The organism is Streptomyces lunalinharesii (assembly GCF_039532155.1).
GTDB classification, from domain to species: domain Bacteria; phylum Actinomycetota; class Actinomycetes; order Streptomycetales; family Streptomycetaceae; genus Streptomyces; species Streptomyces lunalinharesii.
The window spans coordinates 95,136-117,616 of sequence record NZ_BAAARK010000011.1 but is presented as its reverse complement, the minus strand read 5'-3'; the positions used below and the strand labels follow the sequence as shown (position 1 = coordinate 117,616).

Annotated in this window: 22 protein-coding genes; 19 read left to right on the top strand and 3 right to left on the bottom strand. The window is 72.1% G+C overall.

Going from position 1 to position 22,481, the window contains the following annotated elements:
* Nucleotides 1–180 precede the first annotated feature (180 nt).
* Complete coding sequence (locus tag ABD385_RS18990) at nt 181–822, top strand: vitamin K epoxide reductase family protein (protein ID WP_344577337.1); 642 nt, start codon at nt 181–183, stop codon at nt 820–822.
* Nucleotides 823–933: 111 nt separating this feature from the next.
* On the top strand, nt 934–2,292 hold the full coding sequence (locus ABD385_RS18985) for a replication-associated recombination protein A (protein WP_344577336.1): 1,359 nt from the start codon (nt 934–936) through the stop codon (nt 2,290–2,292).
* A gap of 34 nt (nt 2,293–2,326) precedes the next feature.
* On the opposite strand, the gene ABD385_RS18980 is transcribed toward ABD385_RS18985, so the two are convergent.
* Complete coding sequence (locus tag ABD385_RS18980; RefSeq protein ID WP_344577335.1) at nt 2,327–3,079, bottom strand: DUF2470 domain-containing protein; 753 nt, start codon at nt 3,077–3,079, stop codon at nt 2,327–2,329.
* 182 nt (nt 3,080–3,261) lie between these two features.
* Between ABD385_RS18980 and rpsD the strand changes: the two genes are divergently transcribed.
* Nucleotides 3,262–3,873, top strand: a complete 612-nt coding sequence (rpsD, locus tag ABD385_RS18975; protein WP_344577333.1) for a 30S ribosomal protein S4 — start codon at nt 3,262–3,264, stop codon at nt 3,871–3,873.
* A gap of 21 nt (nt 3,874–3,894) precedes the next feature.
* Here the strand turns inward: rpsD and ABD385_RS18970 are convergent, their stop codons facing one another.
* On the bottom strand, nt 3,895–6,084 hold the full coding sequence (locus ABD385_RS18970; RefSeq protein WP_344577331.1) for an ATP-binding protein: 2,190 nt from the start codon (nt 6,082–6,084) through the stop codon (nt 3,895–3,897).
* 172 nt (nt 6,085–6,256) lie between these two features.
* Here ABD385_RS18970 and ABD385_RS18965 point away from each other — a divergent pair, with 172 nt between their 5' ends.
* From ABD385_RS18965 to nusB, 14 genes are all read left to right on the top strand, one after another.
* On the top strand, nt 6,257–6,688 hold the full coding sequence (locus tag ABD385_RS18965) for a DUF948 domain-containing protein (RefSeq protein WP_233659714.1): 432 nt from the start codon (nt 6,257–6,259) through the stop codon (nt 6,686–6,688).
* An 8-nt stretch (nt 6,689–6,696) separates the two neighbouring features.
* On the top strand, nt 6,697–7,032 hold the full coding sequence (locus ABD385_RS18960) for a DUF6167 family protein (protein ID WP_344577328.1): 336 nt from the start codon (nt 6,697–6,699) through the stop codon (nt 7,030–7,032).
* Nucleotides 7,032–9,701, top strand: a complete 2,670-nt coding sequence (gene alaS / locus ABD385_RS18955; RefSeq protein WP_344577326.1) for an alanine--tRNA ligase — start codon at nt 7,032–7,034, stop codon at nt 9,699–9,701. The genes ABD385_RS18960 and alaS overlap by 1 nt, the downstream gene beginning before the upstream one ends.
* A 14-nt stretch (nt 9,702–9,715) precedes the next feature.
* On the top strand, nt 9,716–10,180 hold the full coding sequence (gene ruvX / locus ABD385_RS18950) for a Holliday junction resolvase RuvX (RefSeq protein ID WP_344577594.1): 465 nt from the start codon (nt 9,716–9,718) through the stop codon (nt 10,178–10,180).
* A 126-nt stretch (nt 10,181–10,306) separates the two neighbouring features.
* Nucleotides 10,307–12,211 carry an endolytic transglycosylase MltG gene (gene mltG / locus ABD385_RS18945; RefSeq protein ID WP_344577324.1) on the top strand — a complete coding sequence of 635 codons (1,905 nt, stop codon included), beginning with the start codon at nt 10,307–10,309 and terminating at the stop codon, nt 12,209–12,211.
* A gap of 10 nt (nt 12,212–12,221) precedes the next feature.
* Complete coding sequence (locus tag ABD385_RS18940) at nt 12,222–13,058, top strand: shikimate dehydrogenase (RefSeq protein ID WP_344577322.1); 837 nt, start codon at nt 12,222–12,224, stop codon at nt 13,056–13,058.
* Between the two features lie 135 nt (nt 13,059–13,193).
* Complete coding sequence (gene aroC, locus ABD385_RS18935) at nt 13,194–14,378, top strand: chorismate synthase (protein ID WP_344577321.1); 1,185 nt, start codon at nt 13,194–13,196, stop codon at nt 14,376–14,378.
* On the top strand, nt 14,375–14,929 hold the full coding sequence (locus ABD385_RS18930; RefSeq protein ID WP_344577319.1) for a shikimate kinase: 555 nt from the start codon (nt 14,375–14,377) through the stop codon (nt 14,927–14,929). Before aroC ends, ABD385_RS18930 begins: the two co-directional genes overlap by 4 nt.
* Nucleotides 14,926–16,017, top strand: coding sequence for a 3-dehydroquinate synthase (aroB, locus tag ABD385_RS18925; protein ID WP_344577318.1), 1,092 nt, complete (start codon nt 14,926–14,928; stop codon nt 16,015–16,017). The genes ABD385_RS18930 and aroB overlap by 4 nt, the downstream gene beginning before the upstream one ends.
* Nucleotides 16,014–16,454 carry a type II 3-dehydroquinate dehydratase gene (gene aroQ, locus ABD385_RS18920; RefSeq protein WP_344577317.1) on the top strand — a complete coding sequence of 147 codons (441 nt, stop codon included), beginning with the start codon at nt 16,014–16,016 and terminating at the stop codon, nt 16,452–16,454. Before aroB ends, aroQ begins: the two co-directional genes overlap by 4 nt.
* Before the next feature lie 229 nt (nt 16,455–16,683).
* Complete coding sequence (locus ABD385_RS18915; RefSeq protein WP_344577315.1) at nt 16,684–17,559, top strand: Pro-rich N-terminal domain-containing protein; 876 nt, start codon at nt 16,684–16,686, stop codon at nt 17,557–17,559.
* Nucleotides 17,560–17,624: 65 nt separating this feature from the next.
* Nucleotides 17,625–18,731, top strand: a complete 1,107-nt coding sequence (locus tag ABD385_RS18910; protein WP_344577313.1) for a M24 family metallopeptidase — start codon at nt 17,625–17,627, stop codon at nt 18,729–18,731.
* A 66-nt stretch (nt 18,732–18,797) separates the two neighbouring features.
* Nucleotides 18,798–19,364 (top strand): elongation factor P, encoded by a 567-nt coding sequence (efp, locus tag ABD385_RS18905; RefSeq protein WP_344577311.1) that lies wholly within the window; start codon nt 18,798–18,800, stop codon nt 19,362–19,364.
* A gap of 2 nt (nt 19,365–19,366) precedes the next feature.
* Nucleotides 19,367–19,804 carry a transcription antitermination factor NusB gene (nusB, locus tag ABD385_RS18900; protein WP_344577310.1) on the top strand — a complete coding sequence of 146 codons (438 nt, stop codon included), beginning with the start codon at nt 19,367–19,369 and terminating at the stop codon, nt 19,802–19,804.
* A 233-nt stretch (nt 19,805–20,037) separates the two neighbouring features.
* Here the strand turns inward: nusB and bldD are convergent, their stop codons facing one another.
* Entirely contained in the window at nt 20,038–20,538 is a 501-nt protein-coding gene (gene bldD, locus ABD385_RS18895; protein WP_016572354.1) for a transcriptional regulator BldD, read from the bottom strand.
* 222 nt (nt 20,539–20,760) lie between these two features.
* Between bldD and pyrR the strand changes: the two genes are divergently transcribed.
* Together pyrR and ABD385_RS18885 are read left to right on the top strand one after the other, a co-directional pair.
* Nucleotides 20,761–21,408: a bifunctional pyr operon transcriptional regulator/uracil phosphoribosyltransferase PyrR gene (gene pyrR, locus ABD385_RS18890; protein WP_344577309.1), complete on the top strand. Its 648-nt coding sequence runs from the start codon at nt 20,761–20,763 to the stop codon at nt 21,406–21,408.
* A 94-nt stretch (nt 21,409–21,502) separates the two neighbouring features.
* The gene (locus ABD385_RS18885) at nt 21,503–22,480 is read left to right on the top strand and encodes an aspartate carbamoyltransferase catalytic subunit (RefSeq protein ID WP_344577307.1); all 978 of its coding nucleotides are present in this window, start codon (nt 21,503–21,505) and stop codon (nt 22,478–22,480) included.
* The last annotated feature ends 1 nt before the right edge of the window (nt 22,481 follow it).

Sequence of the window (22,481 nt, the reverse complement as noted above, 5' to 3'; positions counted from 1 at the left end):
CCCGCAGGGGCCCGGACGGCAGCGCGCCGTCCGGGCCCCCGCGCGTCAACACCGGTACGCGCAATCACCCCGGATCCGCCCTGAGCACCCCGGGTTCACAGGGACGTGCGGCACAATGAAGGACGCGGCCGGGACCGCCGGCCTCGCCCCCACCTCCCACGGGACAGACGGAACGGCCCTATGACGACGACAGCGCTTGACGACGTGTCCACCGACGACGACCGCGCGAGCGCCGCGGAGACCATCGGCTCCGGTCGCGGCCTCGCCCTGCTCCTGGTGATCACCGGTGCGCTCGGTGGCCTGGCCGCCTGGATCATCACCCTGGACAAGTTCGAGCTGTTGAAGGACCCGAACTTCAAGCCGGCCTGCAGCCTGAACCCGATCATCTCCTGCGGCAGCGTCATGCAGAGCAAGCAGGCGGAGGTCTTCGGCTTCCCCAACCCGATGGCCGGCCTGGTCGGGTTCGCCGTGGTCATCGCGATCGGCATGGCGCTGCTGGCCGGCGCCCGGTTCCGCCGCTGGTACTGGCTCGGCCTCAACGTGGGCACCCTGCTCGCCGCGGTCTTCTGCATGTGGCTGATGTCCCAGTCGCTGTACGAGATCAACGCGCTCTGCCTGTGGTGCACGTTGACCTGGTGCGTGACCATCCTGATGTTCTGGTACACCACCGTGCACAACCTCAAGCACGGCATCCTCCCGGCGCCCCGGGGCCTGCGCGACGCGGTCGTGGAGTTCCACTGGGTGGTTCCGGTGCTCTGGTACGGCGTGATCGCCCTGCTGATCCTGACCCGCTGGTGGTCGTACTGGAGCAGCCTGCTCTGAGCCCTCCGGGGACGTCCCGGACGTCTCCGCACCGCTGCCGCGCCCCGCGCCCCGGCCCGCCGACCCCGGCGGACGGGGCGTTGTCAGTGGTGTGGCATAGGCTCCGTAGACGTGGAGCCCGACCTGTTCACCGCCGCTGCGGAAGACCGTCAGGAGAGGGACCCCGCGGGGTCGCCTCTCGCCGTACGCATGCGTCCGCGCACCCTCGACGAGGTCGTGGGACAGCAGCACCTGCTCAAGCCCGGCTCGCCGCTGCGGCGGTTGGTGGGGGAGGGCAACGGCGGCCCGGCCGGCCCGTCGTCGGTGTTCCTGTGGGGGCCGCCCGGCATCGGCAAGACGACCCTGGCGTACGTCGTCAGCCAGGCGACCAACAAGCGCTTCGTCGAGCTTTCGGCGATCACGGCCGGCGTCAAGGAGGTGCGGGCGGTCATCGACGGCGCCCGCCGCGCCTCGGGCGGCTACGGCAAGGACACCGTCCTCTTCCTCGACGAGATCCACCGCTTCAGCAAGGCCCAGCAGGACTCCCTGCTGCCCGCGGTGGAGAACCGCTGGGTGACGCTGATCGCCGCCACGACCGAGAACCCGTACTTCTCGGTGATCTCCCCGCTGCTCTCCCGCTCGTTGCTGCTGACCCTCGAACCGCTCACCGACGACGACCTGCGGGGGCTGCTGCACCGGGCGTTGACCGCCGAGCGGGGGCTCGGCGGGGCGGTCACCCTCCCCGAGGACAGCGAGGCGCACCTGCTGCGGATCGCGGGGGGCGACGCCCGGCGGGCGCTGACGGCGCTGGAGGCGGGGGCCGGTTCCGCGCTGGCGAAGGGGGAGCCGGCGGTCACCCTCCAGACGCTGGAGGAGGCGGTGGACCGCGCGGCGGTGAAGTACGACCGGGCCGGCGACCAGCACTACGACGTCGCCAGCGCCCTGATCAAGTCCATCCGCGGTTCCGACGTCGACGCCGCGCTGCACTACCTGGCGCGGATGATCGAGGCGGGGGAGGATCCGCGGTTCATCGCCCGGCGCTTGATGATCTCCGCGAGTGAGGACATCGGCCTGGCCGATCCGTCGGCGTTGCAGACCGCGGTGGCCGCGGCCCAGGCGGTGGCGCTGATCGGCTTCCCCGAGGCCCGGATCACGCTGAGCCAGGCGACCATCGCGCTCGCCCTCGCCCCGAAGTCGAACGCCGCGTACCTGGCGATAGACGCCGCGCTGGCGGACGTCCGGGCCGGCAAGGCCGGGCCGGTGCCCGCGCACCTGCGCGACGGCCACTACAAGGGCGCCCAGAAGCTCGGTCACGGCCAGGGGTACCAGTACCCGCACGACCTGCCGGGCGGCATCGCGGCCCAGCAGTACGCCCCGGACGCGGTGCACGGCACGCGCTACTACACCCCCACCCGGCACGGGGCCGAGGCGCGCTACGCCGACGTCGCCGAGCGGGTCCGCGACCGGCTGCGCGGCGAGCACGGCGACTGACCGGGGTGCGGCCGGCGGGGCCGTGGGCGGCCGGTCAGCTGGCCGCGGCCTCGAAGAGCACGTGCATCGCCCGGCGCAGTTCGACGACGTCCCGGACCGGTTCGGGGAAGTCGAAGCGGGCGTCGAAGGTCCGGCGTTCGCCGTCGGTGAAGCGGACCCGCAGCCCGAAGCGGTCCAGGCCCACCGGGACGGCGTCCTCCCGCAGCCCGCAGACCTCGCCGCGCTCGCCGAGCAGCGCGCACAGCCCGCGGACCTGTTCGGCGTGTGCCGCGTGCAGGTGCTGGAGCAGCTCCGCCTCGTGGGCGACGAGCGGGTCGGGCGCCGCGCCGGCGAACTCCTCCGGCTCGAAGGACTCCGCGCCCCACAGGTCGTCCACCGCACCCTCGCCGACCTCCAGGCGCAGCAGCGTCCACGCGGGGCGCCCGTACTGGCCCGGGGCCGGGTCGGCGGCGAGCGCCTCGCCGATGCCGAGCAGCTCGCCGACCGGGTGTCGCTCGGCGAGCAGCATCGCGGCCCGGGCGCGCTGCTCGTTGCGCACCGGGGTGAGCCAGCCGGCCACCCAGGCGCGACCGCGGATCCGGTGGGGCACCGAGACGGGCGCCACGTCCGTGATCTCCATCACGGCCGGCAGGTCGTCGTCCTGGGCGTGCGACGCCGCCCGGGCGGCCGCGGAGTCCCCAGGAACCAGTAGCAGCACGTCTCCTTCGGGCGTCACCGTCCGGCAGACGGGAGCCGAGAGGCCGGTCTCGTCGGGGTCCTGGACTCCGGGGATGTCGAGCGAGCCCATACCATTGGACTCGACGAGTGTGCGTACGCGCTCAGCCGCCGAGGGCCGCTGGGCGTCTTCCACGGGACGCGGCTGACCCGTCCCGGTGCTGTCTGCGCCGGGCAGGGGGATCCCAGGTCGAAACATGCGTTCTCCTCGCGCTAAGGTAAGCCTCACCTAACTTACATGGAGGAACGTTCCACGTGAACCAGTCGCGTCCCAAGGTCAAGAAGTCCCGTGCGCTCGGCATCGCGCTGACGCCGAAGGCCGTCAAGTACTTCGAGGCCCGTCCCTACCCGCCCGGCGAGCACGGCCGTGGCCGCAAGCAGAGCAGTGACTACAAGGTCCGACTGCTGGAGAAGCAGCGTCTGCGCGCGCAGTACGACATCAGCGAGCGCCAGATGGCTCGTGCCTACGACCGCGCTCGGAAGGTCGAAGGCAAGACGGGCGAGGCCCTGATCGTCGAGCTTGAGCGCCGTCTGGACGCGCTCGTCCTGCGTTCGGGCCTGGCCCGGACCATCTACCAGGCCCGCCAGATGGTGGTCCACGGCCACATCTCGGTCAACGACCGCAAGGTCGACAAGCCGTCCTTCCGCGTCCGCCCCGGCGACGTGGTGATGGTCCGCGAGCGCAGCCGTGACAAGCACCCCTTCCAGGTGGCCCGCGAGGGTGGCTACGCCCCCGACGGCGAGACCCCGCGCTACCTGGAGGTCAACCTCCAGGCGCTGGCGTTCCGCCTCGACCGGGACCCCAACCGCAAGGAGATCCCGGTGATCTGCGACGAGCAGCTCGTCGTCGAGTACTACGCCCGCTGATCCACTCGGCAGGCGCACCGCTCAGCCCGCCGGCTCCCCTCCGCTCGCGGACGGGGAGGCGGCGGGCCGGTGCGGAGCGGGTGCGGTGATCCGCAGCCGCCCGCGCGGGCCCGGGACGCCGTCCGCAGGCTTGAGGATCCGCGCCACCGCCGCGTCCAGGTCCAGCTGCCCGCCGGCCCGCCGGCAGCGCTCGTAGCGCGCCGCGCCCAGTCGCTCCCGGGCCTGTTGCTCGCACAGCGCGTGCGGCTGGTCGAAGTGCCGCGAGCCGAACAGCGGCAGCCCCACCGAGCCCCAGAGCCGGCCCGCCGCGCCCTGGAGCACCGCGGCCTCCGCCGCGTCGCCCTCGCCCAGCGTCACCAGGGCCAGCAGCTCGATCGCCAGCACCGCGCCCAGCAGGTCGTGGAAGGAATGGTCGATCGCCAGCGCCTCCGTGAGCAGTTCGCGGGCCCGACCGCCCTCCCCGCGTGACCACGCCGCGTACCCCAGTACGAACAGGGCGTACGCCAGGGTCCAGCGCTCCCCGTGGTCCCCGCACACCTCCCGGACGTCCTCGCACAACCGCACCGCGTCGTCCAGCTCGCCCTGGAAGGCCACCGCCATCGCCAGCTCGACCTGTCCCATGAGCACGTTGCTGTTGAGCTCGCCGATCTCCCGGTAGCGGTGCAGGGCCCCGCGCAGCAGCGTCTCGGCGCGCGGCATGTCGTCGCAGACCAGCGCCAGGCAGCCGGTGCGGTGCAGCGCGTAGGCGGCGGCCGTGGCGTTGCCGGTCCGTTCGGCCTCCTCGCGGCACTCCTGGAGCATGCCCAGCGCCCCCACCGTGTCGCCCTGGAGCACCGCCACGTAGCCGGCCACCCACAACGCCTTCAGGCGGGCGTCGTCGTGGCCGCCGTCCAGTTCCAGCGCCCGGTCCAGCCAGTACCTGCCTTCGGACAGGCGACCGCAGCCCACCCAGTAGAACCACAGCGTGCCGGCCAGGTACTGGCCGAGGTGGGTGTCCCGGGGGCTCTCCAGGCTGTGTTCCAGCGCGACCCGCAGATTGGGCAGGTCGGCGTCGATCCGGGCGGCGATCTCGGCCTGCCGGGCACTGAACCAGTCCAGCTCGCACCAGGTCGCCAGCCCCAGGTACCAGTCGCGGTGCCGGTGGCGCAGCCGTTCGCCGTCCCCCGCCGCCGCCAGCCAGTCCGAGCCGTACGCCCGCACGGTGTCCAACATCCGGTAGCGCACCCCGGCCGCGGCCTCCTCCCGGACGAGCACCGACTGGGCGACCAACTCGCCGATGACGTCGAGGAGTTCGTCGACCGGAAGCTCCGGTCCCGAGCAGACGTACTCGGCCGCCTCCAGGTCGAACGGCCCGGCGAACACCGACAGCCGCGTCCACAGCAACCGCTCGGCGGGGGTGCACAGCTCGTGGCTCCAGCCGATCGCGGTGCGCAGCGTCCGGTGGCGCGCCGGCGTCCCGCGGGCGGTGCCGATCAGCAGCCGGAAGCGGTCGTCGAGCCGCTGCACCACCTGCTCCAGCGAGAGCGCCCGCAGTCGCCCGGCGGCCAGTTCCAGTGCCAGCGGGATGCCGTCCAGGCGGCGGCACAACTCGCTGACCGCCGGCTCGTCGGCGGGCCCGACGGTGAAGCCGGTCAGCACGGCGGCGGCCCGGTCGGCGAAGAGCGCGGCGGCGTCGGACCCGCCCATCGGCGGCACCGACAGGGTCTGCTCGCCGGGCAGTTCCAGCGGGCGGCGGCCGGCGGCCAGCACCCGCAGCCCGGGGGCCCGCCGCAGCAACTCGGCGGTCAACTCGGCGCAGTCGTCGACCAGGTGCTCGTAGCCGTCGAGGACGAGCAGCGCCTCGCGGTCGGCGAGGTGGGCGCCGAGCGCCGTGCGCACCGGTCGGCCGGAGTGGTCGGCCAGCGCCAGGGCCTCGGCGACCGCGTGGTCCAGCAGGTGTGCCTCGTGCAGCGTGGACACCTCCACCAGCCACACTCCGTCGCAGAAGCGATCCTGCAAGATCGCTGCGCTGTGTCGGGCGAGCCGGGACTTGCCCACGCCGCCCACGCCGATGAGGGTGACGAGCCGGCCGGTGGACAGATGCCGGTCGAGCGCGGCGAGTTCGTCCGCGCGGCCGACGAAGCGGTTCAACTCGGCGGGGAGGTTCCCGCGGGCCCGCGGGCGCGGGGCGGAGCGGCGGGCGGTGGGGCCAGGGCGCGTGAGGCGTCGCATGGCACACGGAGCGTACTCGTGGCGATGCAGACCGTACAATCACCCCTTCCGGTGCCCCGGTCCGGACCGGGAGCACGGTACGGACGGACAGTCACGGCGCGATAAGGTCAAGGTTGCCGTTCGAGCAGGACGAGACCAGACCAGAGCAGACCAGTCGGAGTGTGGTGCCAGCGTGTCCGGTGGAGAGGTGGCCGGGATCCTCGTGGCCGTCTTCTGGGCGATCCTCGTGTCGTTCCTCGCCCTCGTGCTGGTGAGGCTCGCACAGACCCTCAAGGCGACCACGAAGATGGTGACCGAGGTGTCCGAGCAGGCGGTTCCGCTCCTGGCCGACGCGTCCGCGACCGTCCGCTCCGCGCACACCCAGCTCGCCCGCGTCGACGCCATCGCCGCCGACGTGCAAGAGGTCACCGCCAACGCCTCCGCGCTCTCCTCGACCGTCTCCACCGCATTCGGCGGACCGCTGGTCAAGGTCGCGGCGTTCGGCTACGGCGTGCGACGGGCGATCGGCAAGAAGGGCCTGCCCGAGCCGGACCGCACCGTCGTCGGCCGCACCCTGCCCGGCGCCCGCCGCGGCCGGCGCCGCTCCCGTCGCTCCAAGGACTGATCACCGCGATGTTCCGCCGCGCATTCTGGTTCACCACCGGCGCCGCCGCCGGGGTGTGGGCCACCAACAAGGTCCACCAAAAGCTGCGCAAGCTGCAGCCCGACAGCCTCGCCGCGCAGGCCGCGGACAAGGCCGTCGAGACCGGAAACCGGTTGCGTCAATTTGCATTGGACGTACGGGCCGGAATGGCGGACCGTGAAGAGCAACTGCACGACGCCCTCGGGCTCGCGGAGCCCGCCGAGGCGCGCGAGCTGCCCGCACCGCGCCGCGCGGTGCTCCACACGTCGTACCGAACCACGAGAACCCCCGGGCTGACCGGACCGACCGGAAATGAGGACCACTGATGGAGTCGGCTGAAATCCGCCGCCGCTGGCTGCGCTTCTTCGAAGAGCGCGGGCACACCGTCGTGCCGTCGGCGTCGCTCATCGCGGACGACCCGACGCTGCTCCTGGTCCCGGCGGGCATGGTCCCCTTCAAGCCGTACTTCCTCGGCGAGGTCAAGCCCCCGTTCAAGACCGCCACCAGCGTCCAGAAGTGCGTGCGCACGCCGGACATCGAAGAGGTCGGCAAGACCACCCGGCACGGCACGTTCTTCCAGATGTGCGGCAACTTCTCCTTCGGCGACTACTTCAAGGAAGGCGCGATCAAGTACGCCTGGGAGCTGCTGACGTCTCCCGTGGCGGAGGGTGGTTACGGCCTGGAGCCCGAGAAGCTCTGGATCACCGTCTACCTGGACGACGACGAGGCCGAGCGGATCTGGCACGAGGTCGTCGGGGTGCCCAAGGAGCGCATCCAGCGTCTGGGCAAGAAGGAGAACTACTGGTCGATGGGCGTCCCGGGCCCCTGCGGCCCCTGCTCGGAGATCAACTACGACCGGGGCCCCGAGTTCGGCGTCGAGGGCGGCCCGGCCGTCAACGACGAGCGCTACGTGGAGATCTGGAACCTGGTCTTCATGCAGTACGAGCGCGGCGCCGGCATCGGCAAGGAAGACTTCGAGATCCTCGGTGACCTGCCGTCGCAGAACATCGACACGGGCCTCGGTCTCGAACGTCTCGCCATGATCCTGCAAGGCGTCCAGAACATGTACGAGACCGACACCCTCCGGGTGGTCATCGACAAGGCCGGTGAACTGACCGGCGTCCGCTACGGTGCCGCCGCCGACTCCGACGTCTCGCTGCGCGTGGTCGCCGACCACATGCGCACCTCCACGATGCTCATCGGCGACGGCGTCACCCCCGGCAACGAGGGCCGCGGCTACGTCCTGCGCCGCATCATGCGTCGCGCCATCCGCAACATGCGGCTGCTGGGCGCCACCGGCCCGGTCGTCGCCGACCTGCTCGACGTGGTCATCCGGGCGATGGGGCAGCAGTACCCGGAGCTCCTGGAGGACCGCAAGCGGATCGAGACGGTCGCCCTCGCCGAGGAGGTCGCCTTCCTCAAGACGCTGAAGGCCGGCACCAACATCCTCGACACCGCGGTGACCGACACCAAGGCCGGCGGCGGCACGGTGCTCTCCGGCGACAAGGCGTTCCTGCTCCACGACACCTGGGGCTTCCCGATCGACCTCACCCTCGAAATGGCCGCCGAGCAGGGCCTGTCGGTGGACGAGGACGGCTTCCGCCGCCTGATGAAGGAGCAGCGGGACCGCGCCAAGGCCGACGCCCAGGCCAAGAAGCACGGCCACGCCGACATGTCGGCGTACCGCGAGATCGCCGACAGCTCCGGCTCCTCGATCTTCACCGGCTACACCGACACCGAGGGCGAGTCCGCCGTCGTCGGCCTGGTGGTCAACGGCGCCTCGGCGCCGGCCGCCCACGAGGGCGACGAGGTCGAGGTCGTGCTGGACCGCACCCCGTTCTACGCCGAGGGCGGCGGCCAACTCGCCGACACCGGCCGGATCAAGCTGGACAGCGGCGCCGTCGTCGAGGTGCGCGACGTCCAGCAGCCGGTCCCCGGCGTCATCGTCCACAAGGGCGTGGTGCAGGTCGGTGAGGTGGTGCTCGGCTCCGCCGCGTACGCCGTCATCGACATCCAGCGCCGCCGGGCCATCGCCCGGGCCCACAGCGCCACCCACCTCACCCACCAGGCGCTGCGCGACGCCCTGGGTCCGACCGCCGCCCAGGCCGGTTCGGAGAACTCCCCGGGCCGCTTCCGCTTCGACTTCGGTTCGCCGGCCGCCGTGCCGGGCTCGGTCCTCACCGACGTCGAGCAGAAGATCAACGACGTCCTGTCCCGTGAACTCGACGTGCACGCCGAGGTCATGAGCATGGACGAGGCCAAGAAGCAGGGCGCCATCGCCGAGTTCGGCGAGAAGTACGGCGAGCGGGTCCGCGTGGTCACCATCGGGGACTTCTCCAAGGAGCTGTGCGGCGGCACGCACGTGCACAACACCGCCCAGCTGGGCCTGGTGAAGCTGCTCGGCGAGTCCTCCATCGGCTCCGGCGTGCGCCGCGTCGAGGCGCTGGTCGGCGTCGACGCGTACCGCTTCCTGGCCCGCGAGCACACGGTCGTCTCGCAGCTCACCGAACTCGTCAAGGGTCGTCCGGAGGAGCTGCCCGAGAAGATCTCCGGGGTCCTGGCCAAGCTGAAGGACGCCGAGAAGGAGATCGAGAAGTTCCGCGCGGAGAAGGTGCTGCAGGCCGCGGCCGGCCTGGCCGAGGGCGCCAAGGACGTCCGCGGGGTGGCCCTGGTCGCCGCCCAGGTCCAGGACGGCACCTCCGCCGACGACCTGCGCAAGCTGGTCCTCGACGTGCGGGGCCGGATCCAGGGTGACCGCGCCGTGGTCGTGGCCCTCTTCACCGTGGCGGGCGGCCGCCCGCTGACCGTCATCGCCACCAATGAGGCCGCCCGCGAGCGCGGCATCAAGGCCGGCGACCTGGTCCGCACCGCTGCCAAGACGCTCGGCGGTGGTGGCGGCGGCAAGCCGGACGTCGCCCAGGGCGGCGGTCAGAACGCTGCCGCGGTGCCCGAGGCCGTCGGGGCCGTCGAGCGCCTCGTGGCCGAGGCGGCCTGACGCCCGTGAGTGAGATGCGACGCGGCCGCCGCATCGCCGTGGATGTCGGGGACGCCCGGATCGGGGTCGCCTCGTGCGACCCCGACGGGGTCCTCGCCACCCCCGTCGAGACCGTGCCGGGGCGGGACGTCCCGGCGGCGCACCGACGGCTCAAGGCGATCGTCGAGGAGTACGAGCCGCTCGAAGTGGTGGTCGGCCTGCCCCGCTCCCTCAGTGGGGGAGAGGGGCCGGCCGCGGCCAAGGTCCGGGCCTTCGCCCAGGAACTCGCCCGGAACGTCGCCCCCGTCGGGGTCCGCTTGGTCGACGAGCGGATGTCGACGGTCACCGCGACCCACGGGCTGCGGGCCTCCGGCGTCCGCAGCAAGAAGGGCCGCTCGGTGGTGGACCAGGCCGCCGCGGTGGTCATCCTCCAGAGCGCACTGGAAACCGAACGCACGTCCGGGCGGCCGCCTGGGGAGCACGTCGAAGTGGTCATCTGATCGCGGTACGGTAACGTTCCGCGCGTTGTGGCGGCGGTTCGAACAGCCGCGCGTGCAAGTAGAGGCGGATCGGTATGTCAGGCGCCACCCGGACGGTGCGCCCCGCCTCTCGGCTCTAGGGGATCGATGACCGAGTATGGCCGGGGCTACGGCTCCGAACCGTGGCATCCCGACGACCCGCTCTACGGAGACCGTGGTCCGTACGGAGGCCAGGAGCAGCAGCCGCAGTGGGGCGGACAGCAGCCCACCGGGTATCCCCAGCAGCAGTACCCCCAGCACCCGCAGCACGACCGGCACCCGCAGCAGCAGTACCCGCAGCACGACCAGCACCCCCAGCATCCTCAGCAGCAGTACCCGCAACAGCAGCAGTACCCCGCGGGCCACGGCGGCTGGGACGGCAACCAGCCGCCGGGCGGTGGGCCGGCGTACGACCCGTACGACCCCTACGGGCAGCAGCAGCCGGCCGACCCGTACCTGCAGCCGGGCCAGGAGTACCCGCCCCCGCATCAGACCGGCCAGAACTACGCGGGTCAGGGGCACGACTACTACGGTGCGCCGGACGGCTACGGTCTCCACGAGACCCACCAGATGCCGGCCCAACCACCCGCCCCGCAACACCACGGGATGTCGGAGCAGGCGCCGACCGACCCGCACCAGCAGCAGTACGGGCAGCCGCCGCACCCGCACCGTCCGGGCGACTACCCGCCGGGGTCCGTCCCGCACCAGCACCCGCCGGCCGGGGCGCCCTTCGAGGAGCCGGCCCCCGAGGGCGACGACTGGCGGGCGACGCCGGACGCCGACGAACCGGAGCCGCGCAAGCGGGAACCGGACCACCCGTTCTTCGCCGACGAACCGGACTCCGCGGACGACGGCTACGACGACGAGGACGGCGGCCGATCGGGCCGCGAGCGCCGGGGTCGGAAGAACAAGAACAAGAAGCGCCGCAGCGGTACCGCCTGCCTGGTCGTGACCCTGGCGCTGGCCGGTGTCGTCGGCGGCGTCGGGTACTTCGGCTACGACTTCATCATGCGCCACTTCTCCTCGCCCCCCGACTACGAGGGCGAGGGCGGCGGGGCCGTGCAGGTCGACATCCCCGACGGCTCCACCATCTTGCAGATGGGCCTGATCCTGAAGCGCGAGGGCGTGGTCAAGAGCGCCGACGCGTTCTCCGAAGCGGCGGTCGACAGCAAGAAGGACAAGCTCCTCCAGCCCGGTTCGTACTCGCTGCGCAAGCAGATGTCCGCGGCCTCGGCCGTGGCCCTGATGTCGGATCCGCGCAGTCGCAACGGCCTGACGGTCCAAGAGGGGCTACGGGCCGGCGCCGTCTACACGCTGATCGACAAGAAGCTCAAGCTCGCGGCGGGCACCACCAAGGAGATCGCGCACAGCCAGGCGAAGAACCTCGGACTGCCGTCCTGGGCCGACGACTCCCCGAAGATCAAGGACCCGCTGGAGGGCTTCCTCTACCCCTCGACGTACAGCGTCGGCGATCACGCCAAACCCGCCGACGTGCTCCGGCAAATGGTCTCGCGGGCCACTCAGGAATACCAGAAGTACGATCTCGAATCGAACGCCAAGAAATTCCATCTGGATTCTCCGCTGCAGCTCATCACCGTCGCGAGCCTCACCCAGGCCGAGGGCATGACGCACGATGACTTCCGGAAGATGGCGGCCGTCGTCTACAACCGACTGGCGCCGACCAACACGGCCACGAACCAGAAGCTGGAATTCGACTCGACGTTCAACTACCTCAAGAACCAGAGCAAGATCAATATCAGTACGCAGGAGATCCGGCACTACGACGATCCCTACAACACGTACTTCTACCGGGGACTTCCGCCCGGTCCGATCGGAAATCCCGGCGCGGACGCGCTCAAGGCCACGATCAACCCGGACAACTCCGATAAGTGGCTCTACTTCATCTCGGTGGACGGCAAGAAGACGGACTTCACCACCAACTACGCCGCCCACGAGAAGCTCGTCCAGGAATTCAACAAGCGGCAACAAGAGCAGAAGCAGAACGGAAACTGAAGGCCAGCCGGTGTCCCACAGTCCTGAGCACAAGAAGGCGGCGGTCCTCGGATCGCCCATCGCGCACTCCCTCTCGCCGGTGCTGCACCGCGCCGCCTACGACGAACTCGGGCTGACCGGCTGGGAGTACGGCCGGCACGAGGTCGACGAGGCGGGGCTCCCCGGGTTCCTGGCGGGGCTCGGCCCGGAATGGGCCGGCCTGTCGCTGACCATGCCGCTCAAGCGCGCGGTGATCGGGCTGCTGGACGAGATCAGCCCCACCGCGGCCTCCGTCGAGGCGGTCAACACCGTCGTGTTCACCCCCGACGGGCGCCGGCGCGGCGACAACACCGACATCCCGGGCATGCTCGCCGCGCTGCACGAACGCGGCGTCCAGCAGGTCGAGCGGGCCGCCGTGCTCGGCGCCGGCGCCACCGCCTCCTCGGCGCTGGCCGCGCTCGCCCGGATCTGCACCGGCGAGGTCACCGCGTACGTCCGCAGCGCGGCACGGGCCGACGAGATGCGCGGCTGGGGCGAGCGCCTCGGGGTCCCGGTCCGCACCGCCCCCTGGGACGAGGCCGCCGCGGCCTTCACGGCCCCGCTGGTCATCGCGACCACCCCGGCGGGCAGCACCGACCCGCTCGCCGCCGCCGTCCCCGACCGGCCCGGCACCCTCTTCGACGTGCTCTACGAGCCCTGGCCGACCGCGCTGGCCACCGCCTGGGCCGACCGCGGCGGCGCCGTCGTCGGCGGCCTGGACCTCCTGGTCCACCAGGCCGTCCTCCAGGTCGAGCAGATGACCGGGCGGGCGCCGGCGCCGCTGGCCGCGATGCGCCGGGCCGGCGAGACGGCCCTCGCGACCCGCTGAACGGCCCCCTCCGCCCGCTGGGTGGTCCCCGCGGTCCGCACCCTGGACGGCGCGCCGCCCGACCCGCGCGGCGTGGGAGGATCAGAGGAGACCGTACGCGGATGAGCAGCACATGAGCAGTACTGAGGAGCACCGTTGAGCAGGTTGCGCTGGCTGACGGCGGGGGAGTCGCACGGCCCCGCACTCGTGGCGACGCTGGAGGGCCTTCCCGCCGGCGTGCCGATCACCACGGAGATGGTGGCGGACGCCCTGGCCCGCCGCCGGCTCGGCTACGGCCGCGGTGCCCGGATGAAGTTCGAGCAGGACGAGGTCACCTTCCTCGGCGGTGTGCGGCACGGCCGTTCAATGGGTTCCCCCGTGGCGATCATGGTCGGCAACACCGAGTGGCCCAAGTGGGAACAGGTCATGGCCGCCGACCCGGTGGACGAGGCGGAGCTGGCCGAGCTGGCCCGCAACGCCCCGTTGACCCGCCCCCGCCCCGGCCACGCCGACCTCGCCGGCATGCAGAAGTACGGCTTCGACGAGGCCCGCCCGATCCTGGAGCGCGCCTCCGCCCGCGAGACCGCGGCCCGGGTCGCCCTGGGCGCCGTCGCCCGCTCCTTCCTGAAGGAGACGGCCGGCATCGAGATCGTCTCGCACGTCGTCGAGCTGGCCGCGGCCAAGGCCCCGTACGGCGTCTACCCCACGCCCGCCGACGTCGAGAAGCTGGACGCCGACCCGGTGCGCTGCCTGGACGCGGACGCGTCGAAGGCGATGGTCGCCGAGATCGACCAGGCCCACAAGGACGGCGACACGCTCGGCGGCGTCGTGGAGGTCCTCGCCTACGGCGTGCCGGTCGGCCTCGGCTCGCACGTCCACTGGGACCGCCGGTTGGACGCCCGGCTGGCCGCCGCCCTCATGGGCATCCAGGCCATCAAGGGCGTCGAGGTCGGCGACGGCTTCGACCTGGCGCGGGTGCCCGGCTCGAAGGCGCACGACGAGATCCTCGCCACCGACGACGGCATCAAGCGCGCCTCCGGTCGCTCCGGCGGCACCGAGGGCGGCCTGACCACGGGTGAACTCCTGCGCGTGCGGGCCGCGATGAAGCCGATCGCGACCGTGCCGCGGGCGCTGGCGACGATCGACGTCGCCACCGGCGAGGCCGCCAAGGCGCACCACCAGCGCTCCGACGTGTGCGCGGTGCCGGCCGCCGGCATCGTCGCCGAGGCGATGGTGGCGCTGGTGCTGGCCGACGCGGTGGTGGAGAAGTTCGGCGGCGACAGCGTGCCGGAGACCCGCCGCAACGTCCGCAGCTTCCTCGACAACCTGGCGATCAAGTGACCGCGCCCGTCGTCGTCCTGGTCGGCCCGCCCGGGGCCGGCAAGTCCACCGTGGGCGCGCTGCTGGCCGACCGGCTGGACGTCGGCTACCGCGACACCGACGCCGACATCGTCGCCACCGCCGGCAAGCCGATCGCCGAGATCTTCATCGACGAGGGCGAGCCGCACTTTCGCGCGCTGGAGCGGGCGGCGGTCCGCGCCGCCCTCGACACGCACCCCGGGGTGCTCGCCCTCGGCGGCGGCGCGATCATGGACGACGCCACCCGGCAGCTGCTGACCGGCCGGCCGGTGGTCTTCCTGGACGTCGAACTCGCCGACGCCATCAAGCGGGTGGGGCTGGACGCGCCCCGTCCGCTGCTCGCGGTCAACCCGCGCAAGCAGTGGCGCGAACTGATGGAGCGGCGCCGCCCGCTCTACACCGAGGTCGCCCGGGCCGTGATCGCCACCGGGGGCCGCACCCCCGAGGACGTCGCCGACGCGATCGTGGACGCTTTGGAGCTACGGCCGGCCGCGGACGCCGTGCGGCCCGCCGGCAGGGAGGAACAGGCATGACGGAGCAGGCCACCCGCATCCAGGTCGGCGGTACCGCCGGCACCGATCCGTACGAGGTCCTCGTCGGACGGCAGCTGCTGGGCGAACTCCCCGGCCTGATCGGCACCGCGGCCAAGCGCGTCGCCGTGCTGCACCCGGAGGCGCTGGCCGCCACCGGCGAGGCGCTGCGCGAGGACCTGGCCGCCCAGGGCTACGAGGCGATCGCCATCCAGCTGCCCAACGCCGAGGAGGCCAAGACCGCCGAGGTCGCCGCCTACTGCTGGAAGGCGCTGGGCCAGACCGGCTTCACCCGCACCGACGTGATCGTCGGCGTGGGCGGCGGCGCCACCACCGACCTGGCCGGCTTCGTCGCCGCGACCTGGCTGCGCGGGGTGCGCTGGATCGCCGTCCCGACCACCGTGCTGGGCATGGTGGACGCCGCCGTCGGCGGCAAGACCGGCATCAACACCGCCGAGGGCAAGAACCTCGTCGGCGCCTTCCACCCGCCGGCCGGGGTGCTCTGCGACCTGGCCGCCCTGGACACCCTCCCGGTCCACGACTACGTCTCCGGACTGGCCGAGGTCATCAAGGCCGGTTTCATCGCCGACCCGGCGATCCTGGAGCTGATCGAGGGGGACCCGGAGGGCGCCAAGCGGCCCGACGGCCCGCACACCTCCGAGCTGATCGAGCGGGCGATCCGGGTCAAGGCCGACGTGGTCTCCGCGGACCTCAAGGAGTCCGGTCTGCGGGAGATCCTCAACTACGGCCACACCCTGGCGCACGCCATCGAGAAGAACGAGCGCTACAACTGGCGGCACGGCGCCGCGGTCTCCGTCGGCATGGTCTTCGCCGCCGAACTCGGCCGGATCGCCGGCCGGTTGGACGACGCCACCGCCGACCGGCACCGCGCCGTCCTGGCCTCTGTCGGGCTGCCCCTGACCTACCGCGGCGACCAGTGGCCCAAGCTGCTGGAGACCATGAGGGTCGACAAGAAGTCCCGCGGCGACCGGCTCCGCTTCATCGTCCTGGACGGCCTGGCGAAGCCGACCGTCCTGGAGGGCCCGGACCCGGCGATGCTGCTCGCCGCGCACGCGGAGATCGCCTCGTGAGTCGCAGGGTGCTGGTCCTCAACGGCCCCAACCTCGGTCGGTTGGGCTCCCGCGAGCCGGACGTCTACGGCGCCACCTCCTACGCCGGGCTGGTCGCCGAGTGCGCCCGGCTCGGCAAGGAGCTGGGCTTCGCGGCGGAGGTGCGGGAGACCAACGACGAGGGCGAGATGGTCCGCTGGCTGCACGAGGCCGCCGACGGCTCGATCCCGGTGGTCATCAACCCCGGGGCCTTCACGCACTACTCGTACGCGATGCGGGACGCGGCGGCCCAGCGCACCGCCCCGCTGATCGAGGTGCACATCTCCAACCCGTACGCCCGCGAGGAGTTCCGCCACACCTCCGTCATCGCGGCCGTCGCCAGCGGCACCGTCGCCGGTTTCGGCATCGGCTCGTACCGCCTGGCGCTCCGTGCCCTCGCCGAGGAACTGGACGGCTGATCGGCACGGTCGCCACCCGCCCGTACCCTCGGCCGTTCATTCGACGTGCGCCGGGGGTAGGGAGACCTCCTGGCAGCTGCCGGGGGAGTACGGTTCACCGCAGCACCACCCGGCGGTGGGACGGCAACGACCCGTACCCGCCCCGCAGTTGTCGTCACGGCGCACCGGGCCACCCCGCCCGGTGCGCCGCCCCGCACCACGTCGACCGCACGAGACGGAGAGCCACCGGATGCAGTACGCAGTGGGGGCTCCGCTGCCACCGCCCCGCGGCCCGCTTCACCCCCAAGGCGCCGGCACGACCATGAACTGGACGCCGCACCCCGGCCAGCCCCAGCCGCCCGGCGCGCCGCACACCCCCGCGGCCCCGCCCCCGCCGCCCGCCCCGCCGGCACACCCCGCCCCGGGCCAGGGCTGGCACGCCCCCGCTCCGCAGCAGGCCCCGCCCGCCCCGCACAGCAACGACATCACCGGCCACGTCCAGCTGCCCCCCGGCGCCCCCGTCGCGCTGCCCAGTCCGCCGCCCGGCAACGCCGCCCCGGACGCCGCGCACGCCGCCGTCGCGGTGCTGCTGATCGGCCCGGCCGGCGCCGGCAAGACCAGCGTCGCCCGGCACTGGGCCGACAGCCGGCGGGTGCCGACCGCGCACATCAGCCTCGACGACGTCCGCGAGTGGGTCCGGTCCGGCTTCGCCGACCCGCAGGCCGGCTGGAACGACAACTCCGAGGCGCAGTACCGCCTGGCCCGCCGCACCTGCGGCTTCGCCGCGCGCAACTTCCTCGCCAACGGCATCTCCTGCATCCTCGACGACGCGGTTTTCCCGGACCGCCCGGTCGTCGGCCTCGGCGGCTGGAAGCGCCACGTCGGCCCCGGCCTGCTGCCGATCGTGCTGCTCCCGGGCCTGGAGGTCGTCCTGGAGCGCAACGCCCGCCGCAGCGGCAACCGCCGGCTCTCCGACGAGGAGGTGGCCCGCATCCACGGCCGGATGGCCGGCTGGTACGGCTCCGGGCTGCCGATCGTCGACAACTCCCAGCACGACGTCGCCACCACCGTGCGGGCGCTCGACGAGGTCGTCGCCCGCAGCCTCGCCAGTCCGCCCAGCTGGTAGCCGCCCCGTCCCCCGGCCGGCCGCCTCGAACGGCCGGCCCGGGAGAGCGGTCGTACGCTGACGGTATGTCCGAGTTGTACGCGGTTCGACGCACGCAGCTGCGCGACCGCTGCGCCGCAACCGGAAGCACCGCCGCACTGATCTCGCGCCCCGCCAACGTCCGCTACCTCACCGGCTGCGCCCCGCCCGGCGCGGCCCTGCTGCTGGGCCCCGGCGACGACGTCCTGGTCTGCGGCCGGCCGCTCACCGGTGACCCCACCGAGGGGCGTCCGTCCGACGACGTACGGGTCTCGGTGCTGCCCACCCGGGGCGGCGACCCCGTGGTGACCGCCGCCGGCCTGGCCGCCAAGGCGGGTGCGCAGGCCCTCGCGGTGGAGGAGCACCACCTCACCGTCACCCGGCACCGGGCGCTGTCCCAGATCACCCCCCGGATGCGCCTCGCCGACCTGGCCTGCGCCGTCGAGGCGCAGCGGCTGGTGAAGGACGACGACGAGATCGCCTGTCTGCGGATCGCCGCCGAGATCAGCGACCAGGCGCTGGGCGAACTCCTGGAGTCGATCCTGGTCGGCCGCACCGAACGGCACCTCGCGCTGGAACTGGAGCGCCGCCTGGTCGACCACGGCGCCGACGGACCGGCCTTCCCCACCTCGGTCGCCACCGGCCCGAACTCCGGGCGCGCCGGCCACCTGCCCACCGACCGCCGGGTCGAGGAGGGCGACTTCCTCACCGTCGGCCTGGGCGCGAACTACCGCGGCTACCGCTGCGAGATCGGCCGGACCTTCGTCATCGGCACCACCCCGGCGGACTGGCAGATCGACCTCTACGACCTGGTCTTCGCAGCCCAGAAGGCCGGTCGTGAGGCGCTGGCGCCGGGCGTGGAGTGCCACGAGGTGGACCGGACGACCCGCCAGATCCTGGAGCGGGCGGGGCACGGTGAGGGCCTCGGACCATGGACCGGGCACGGTGTCGGACTGGAAATCGACGAGGACCCTCAGTTGTCACCCGGCGCCATGGGTAAACTGGACGCTTGCGTGCCGGTCACCGTCGAGCCGGGGGTTCACATCCCGGGCCGTGGGGGTGTCCGCATCGATGACACCCTCGTCGTCCGCCCCGAGGCGGACGGCGGACCCGAGCTACTCACGATCACGACCAAGGAGCTGCTCGCCCTGTGAGCCACTGGGCTCGCTGCGGGCGGTTCCTCGGTTTCCACCACCTGTAGTCCAGGAGATTCCGCAACCGTGGCTTCCACGAACGACCTCAAGAACGGCATGGTGCTCAAGCTCGAAGGCGGCCAGCTCTGGTCCGTCGTCGAGTTCCAGCACGTCAAGCCCGGTAAGGGCCCGGCCTTCGTCCGTACCAAGCTCAAGCACGTGCTCTCCGGCAAGGTGGTGGACAAGACCTTCAACGCCGGCACCAAGGTCGAGACGGCCAACGTCGACAAGCGCGGCATGCAGTTCTCGTACATGGACGGCGACTACTTCGTCTTCATGGACATGGACACCTACGACCAGCTGCACATCGACCGCCAGACCGTCGGTGACGCCGCCAACTTCCTGCTCGAGGGCTTCGAGGCCGTCGTCGCGCAGAACGAGGGCCAGGTCCTCTACGTCGAGCTGCCGGCCGCCGTCGAGCTGGTCATCAAGGAGACCGAGCCCGGCCTCCAGGGCGACCGCTCCACCGGCGGCACCAAGCCCGCCACGCTGGAGACGGACTACGAGATCCAGGTCCCGCTCTTCATCACCACCGGTGAGAAGATCAAGGTCGACACCCGTACCGGCGACTACCTCGGCCGGGTGAACAGCTAACCGTGGCTGCCCGCACCAAGGCCCGTAAGCGCGCCTTCCAGATCCTCTTCGAGGCCGACCAGCGCGGTGCCGACGTGCAGTCCGTGCTCGCGGACTGGATGCGCCTCGCCCGGACCGACCCCCGCCAGCCGCCGGTGCACGAGTACACCCTGGAACTGGTCGAGGGGTACGCGGAGCACGTCGCCCGTATCGACGAGCTGATCTCCACCTACTCCGTGGACTGGGACCTGGACCGGATGCCGGCGGCCGACCGCTCCATCATCCGGCTCGGGGCCTACGAACTGCTCTGGGTCGACGGCACGCCGGACGCGGTGGCGATCGACGAGGCCGTTCAGCTGGCCAAGGAGTTCTCCACGGACGACTCGCCGTCGTTCGTCAACGGCCTGCTCGCCCGGTTCAAGGAGCTCAAGCCGGGGCTGCGCCGGGAAGAGACCCGCTGATCCGGCCGCGCGGCCGCTGACCGGCGGAAGTACCGAGGCACGGAACGGGCCCGGAGCGATGCACATCGCTCCGGGCCCGTTGCCGTCGGCATCTGGTTACACGGCCGTGCGGCGGCCCAGCCGCCCGTCCACCGGCCGGTGACCGTGGCACCGTCCCCCTAACGCCGACCGCCGCCCCGGGCAGCCCGGAGCGGCGGTACGTTTCTGCGTGTGGAGCGCGGGCTTCGGGCCCGTCAGATCTCGTCGTGCTGCACGGCACGGCGGGCGTCCGCGTCCAGCACGCCCCAGCTGATCAGCTGCTCGGTGAGCACCGAGGGCGACTGGTCGTAGATCACTGCGAGCGTGCGGAGGTCGTCCTGACGGATCGAGAGGACCTTGCCGTTGTAGTCACCGCGCTGGCTCTGGATGGTGGCGGCGTAGCGCTGGAGCGGGCCGGCCTTCTCCTGCGGGACGTGCGCCAGACGCTCCAGGTCCAGCACGAGCTTCGGCGGCGGCTCGGCGGCGCCGCCCGGTGTGGTGCCCGGCAGCAGCTCCTGCACCGGCACGCCGTAGAAGTCCGCCAGTTCGGCGAGGCGCTGTACGGTCACGGCGCGGTCGCCGCGCTCGTACGACCCCACGACCACGGCCTTCCAGCGGCCCTGGGACTTCTCCTCGACGCCATGGAGAGAGAGGCCCTGCTGGGTACGGATGGCGCGGAGCTTGGCCCCGAGCTGTTTAGCGTATTCGCTGGACATAAAGCTCCCCAGACGGCTGTATCGACATGCGGCTCCGCCGCGTGGCTGGTAACTCACTGTGAGGTTACGCAGCGTAATCTGACTTCGTCAAGCCGAATGGGCCAGACCCTCACCCGTCAGGGGGGCGTGCGGGTCCCGAAGGGCCTCCTGATAGCCTGAACCCCGTAATTCCGACGTCCTTTAAAGTCCGTCCCGTGAGGCGGAGAAGGAGGTCCGTTTCGTATGGACGCACGTAGTTCCGCATCAGCGAATCAAGCTCCCGCCAGGCCGGTGCTCGAAGGCCCCGACATCGCGCGGATGCTGACCCGTATCGCTCACGAAATCGTCGAGCGCGCCAAGGGCGCCAACGACGTGGTGCTGCTGGGAATCCCCACCCGCGGCGTCTTCCTCGCCCGGCGACTGGCCGCCAAGCTCGAAGAGATCACCGGCAGCGCCATTCCGGTCGGCTCGCTCGACATCACGATGTACCGCGACGACCTGCGCCTGGGCCCGGCCCGCACGCTGGCCCGCACCGAGATCCCCGCCGACGGCATCGAGGGCCGCCTCGTCCTCCTCGTCGACGACGTCCTCTTCTCCGGGCGCACCATCCGTGCCGCGCTGGACGCCCTGGGTGACATCGGCCGTCCGCGCGCCGTACAGCTCGCCGTCCTGGTCGACCGCGGCCACCGCGAGTTGCCGATCCGCGCCGACTACGTGGGCAAGAACCTCCCCACGTCGCTGCGCGAGGCGGTCAAGGTCCAGTTGACCGAGGAGGACGGGCGCGACGCCGTGCTGCTCGGCATGGGCTCCACGCCGTCCCGCCCCGGCTCCGAGGCTGCGGCTTCGACGGCCCCGGCGGGCGAGCCGACAGCCCCGGCCGGCGAGCGCTAGCGCACGCGCGTACGGACCCGGTGACCCCGGGCCCGCACCCATGCCTGCTCAACGGACATTCCCGTACACCTCCCTCACTCCCGGAGAAAACCGGATGAAGCGCCACCTCATCTCGGCCGCCGATCTCACGCGGGACGACGCCGTGCTCATCCTCGACACCGCCGAGGAAATGGCCCGGGTCGCCGACCGGCCGATCAAGAAACTGCCCGCCCTGCGCGGACGGACCGTCTGCAACCTCTTCTTCGAGGACTCGACCCGCACCCGGATCTCCTTCGAGGCCGCCGAGAAGCGGCTCTCCGCGGACGTCATCAACTTCGCCGCCAAGGGCTCCAGCGTCTCCAAGGGCGAATCGCTCAAGGACACCGCCCAGACCCTGGAGGCGATGGGCGTGGACGCCGTCGTCATCCGGCACGGTGCGTCCGGCGCCCCGTACCGGCTGGCCACCTCCGGCTGGATCGACGCCCCCGTGATCAACGCCGGTGACGGCACCCACCAGCACCCCACTCAGGCCCTGCTGGACGCCTTCACCATGCGGCGCCGGCTCGTCGGCCCGGACGCCGGGCTCGGCCGGGACCTCGACGGGAAGCGGATCACCCTCGTCGGCGACGTGTTGCACAGCCGCGTCGCCCGCTCCAACGTCGACCTCCTGCACACCCTGGGCGCCGAGGTCACCCTGGTCGCGCCGCCCACCCTGGTGCCGGTCGGCGTCGAGAGCTGGCCGTGCGAGGTCTCCTACGACCTCGACGCCGTGCTGCCCAAGTCCGACGCCGTGATGATGCTGCGGGTGCAGCGCGAGCGGATGAACGCCGCCTTCTTCCCGACCGAGCGCGAGTACTCGCGGCGCTACGGCCTGGACGCCGACCGGATGGGCCGGATGCCCGGGCACGCCATCGTGATGCACCCCGGTCCGATGGTCCGCGGCATGGAGATCACCGCCGAGGTCGCCGACTCCGACCGCTGCACGGCCGTGGAACAGGTCGCCAACGGCGTCTCCGTCCGCATGGCCGTCCTCTACCTGCTGCTCGGCGGCAACGAGCCCGCCGTCACCCACCCCCGTACCGAGGAGAAGTAAC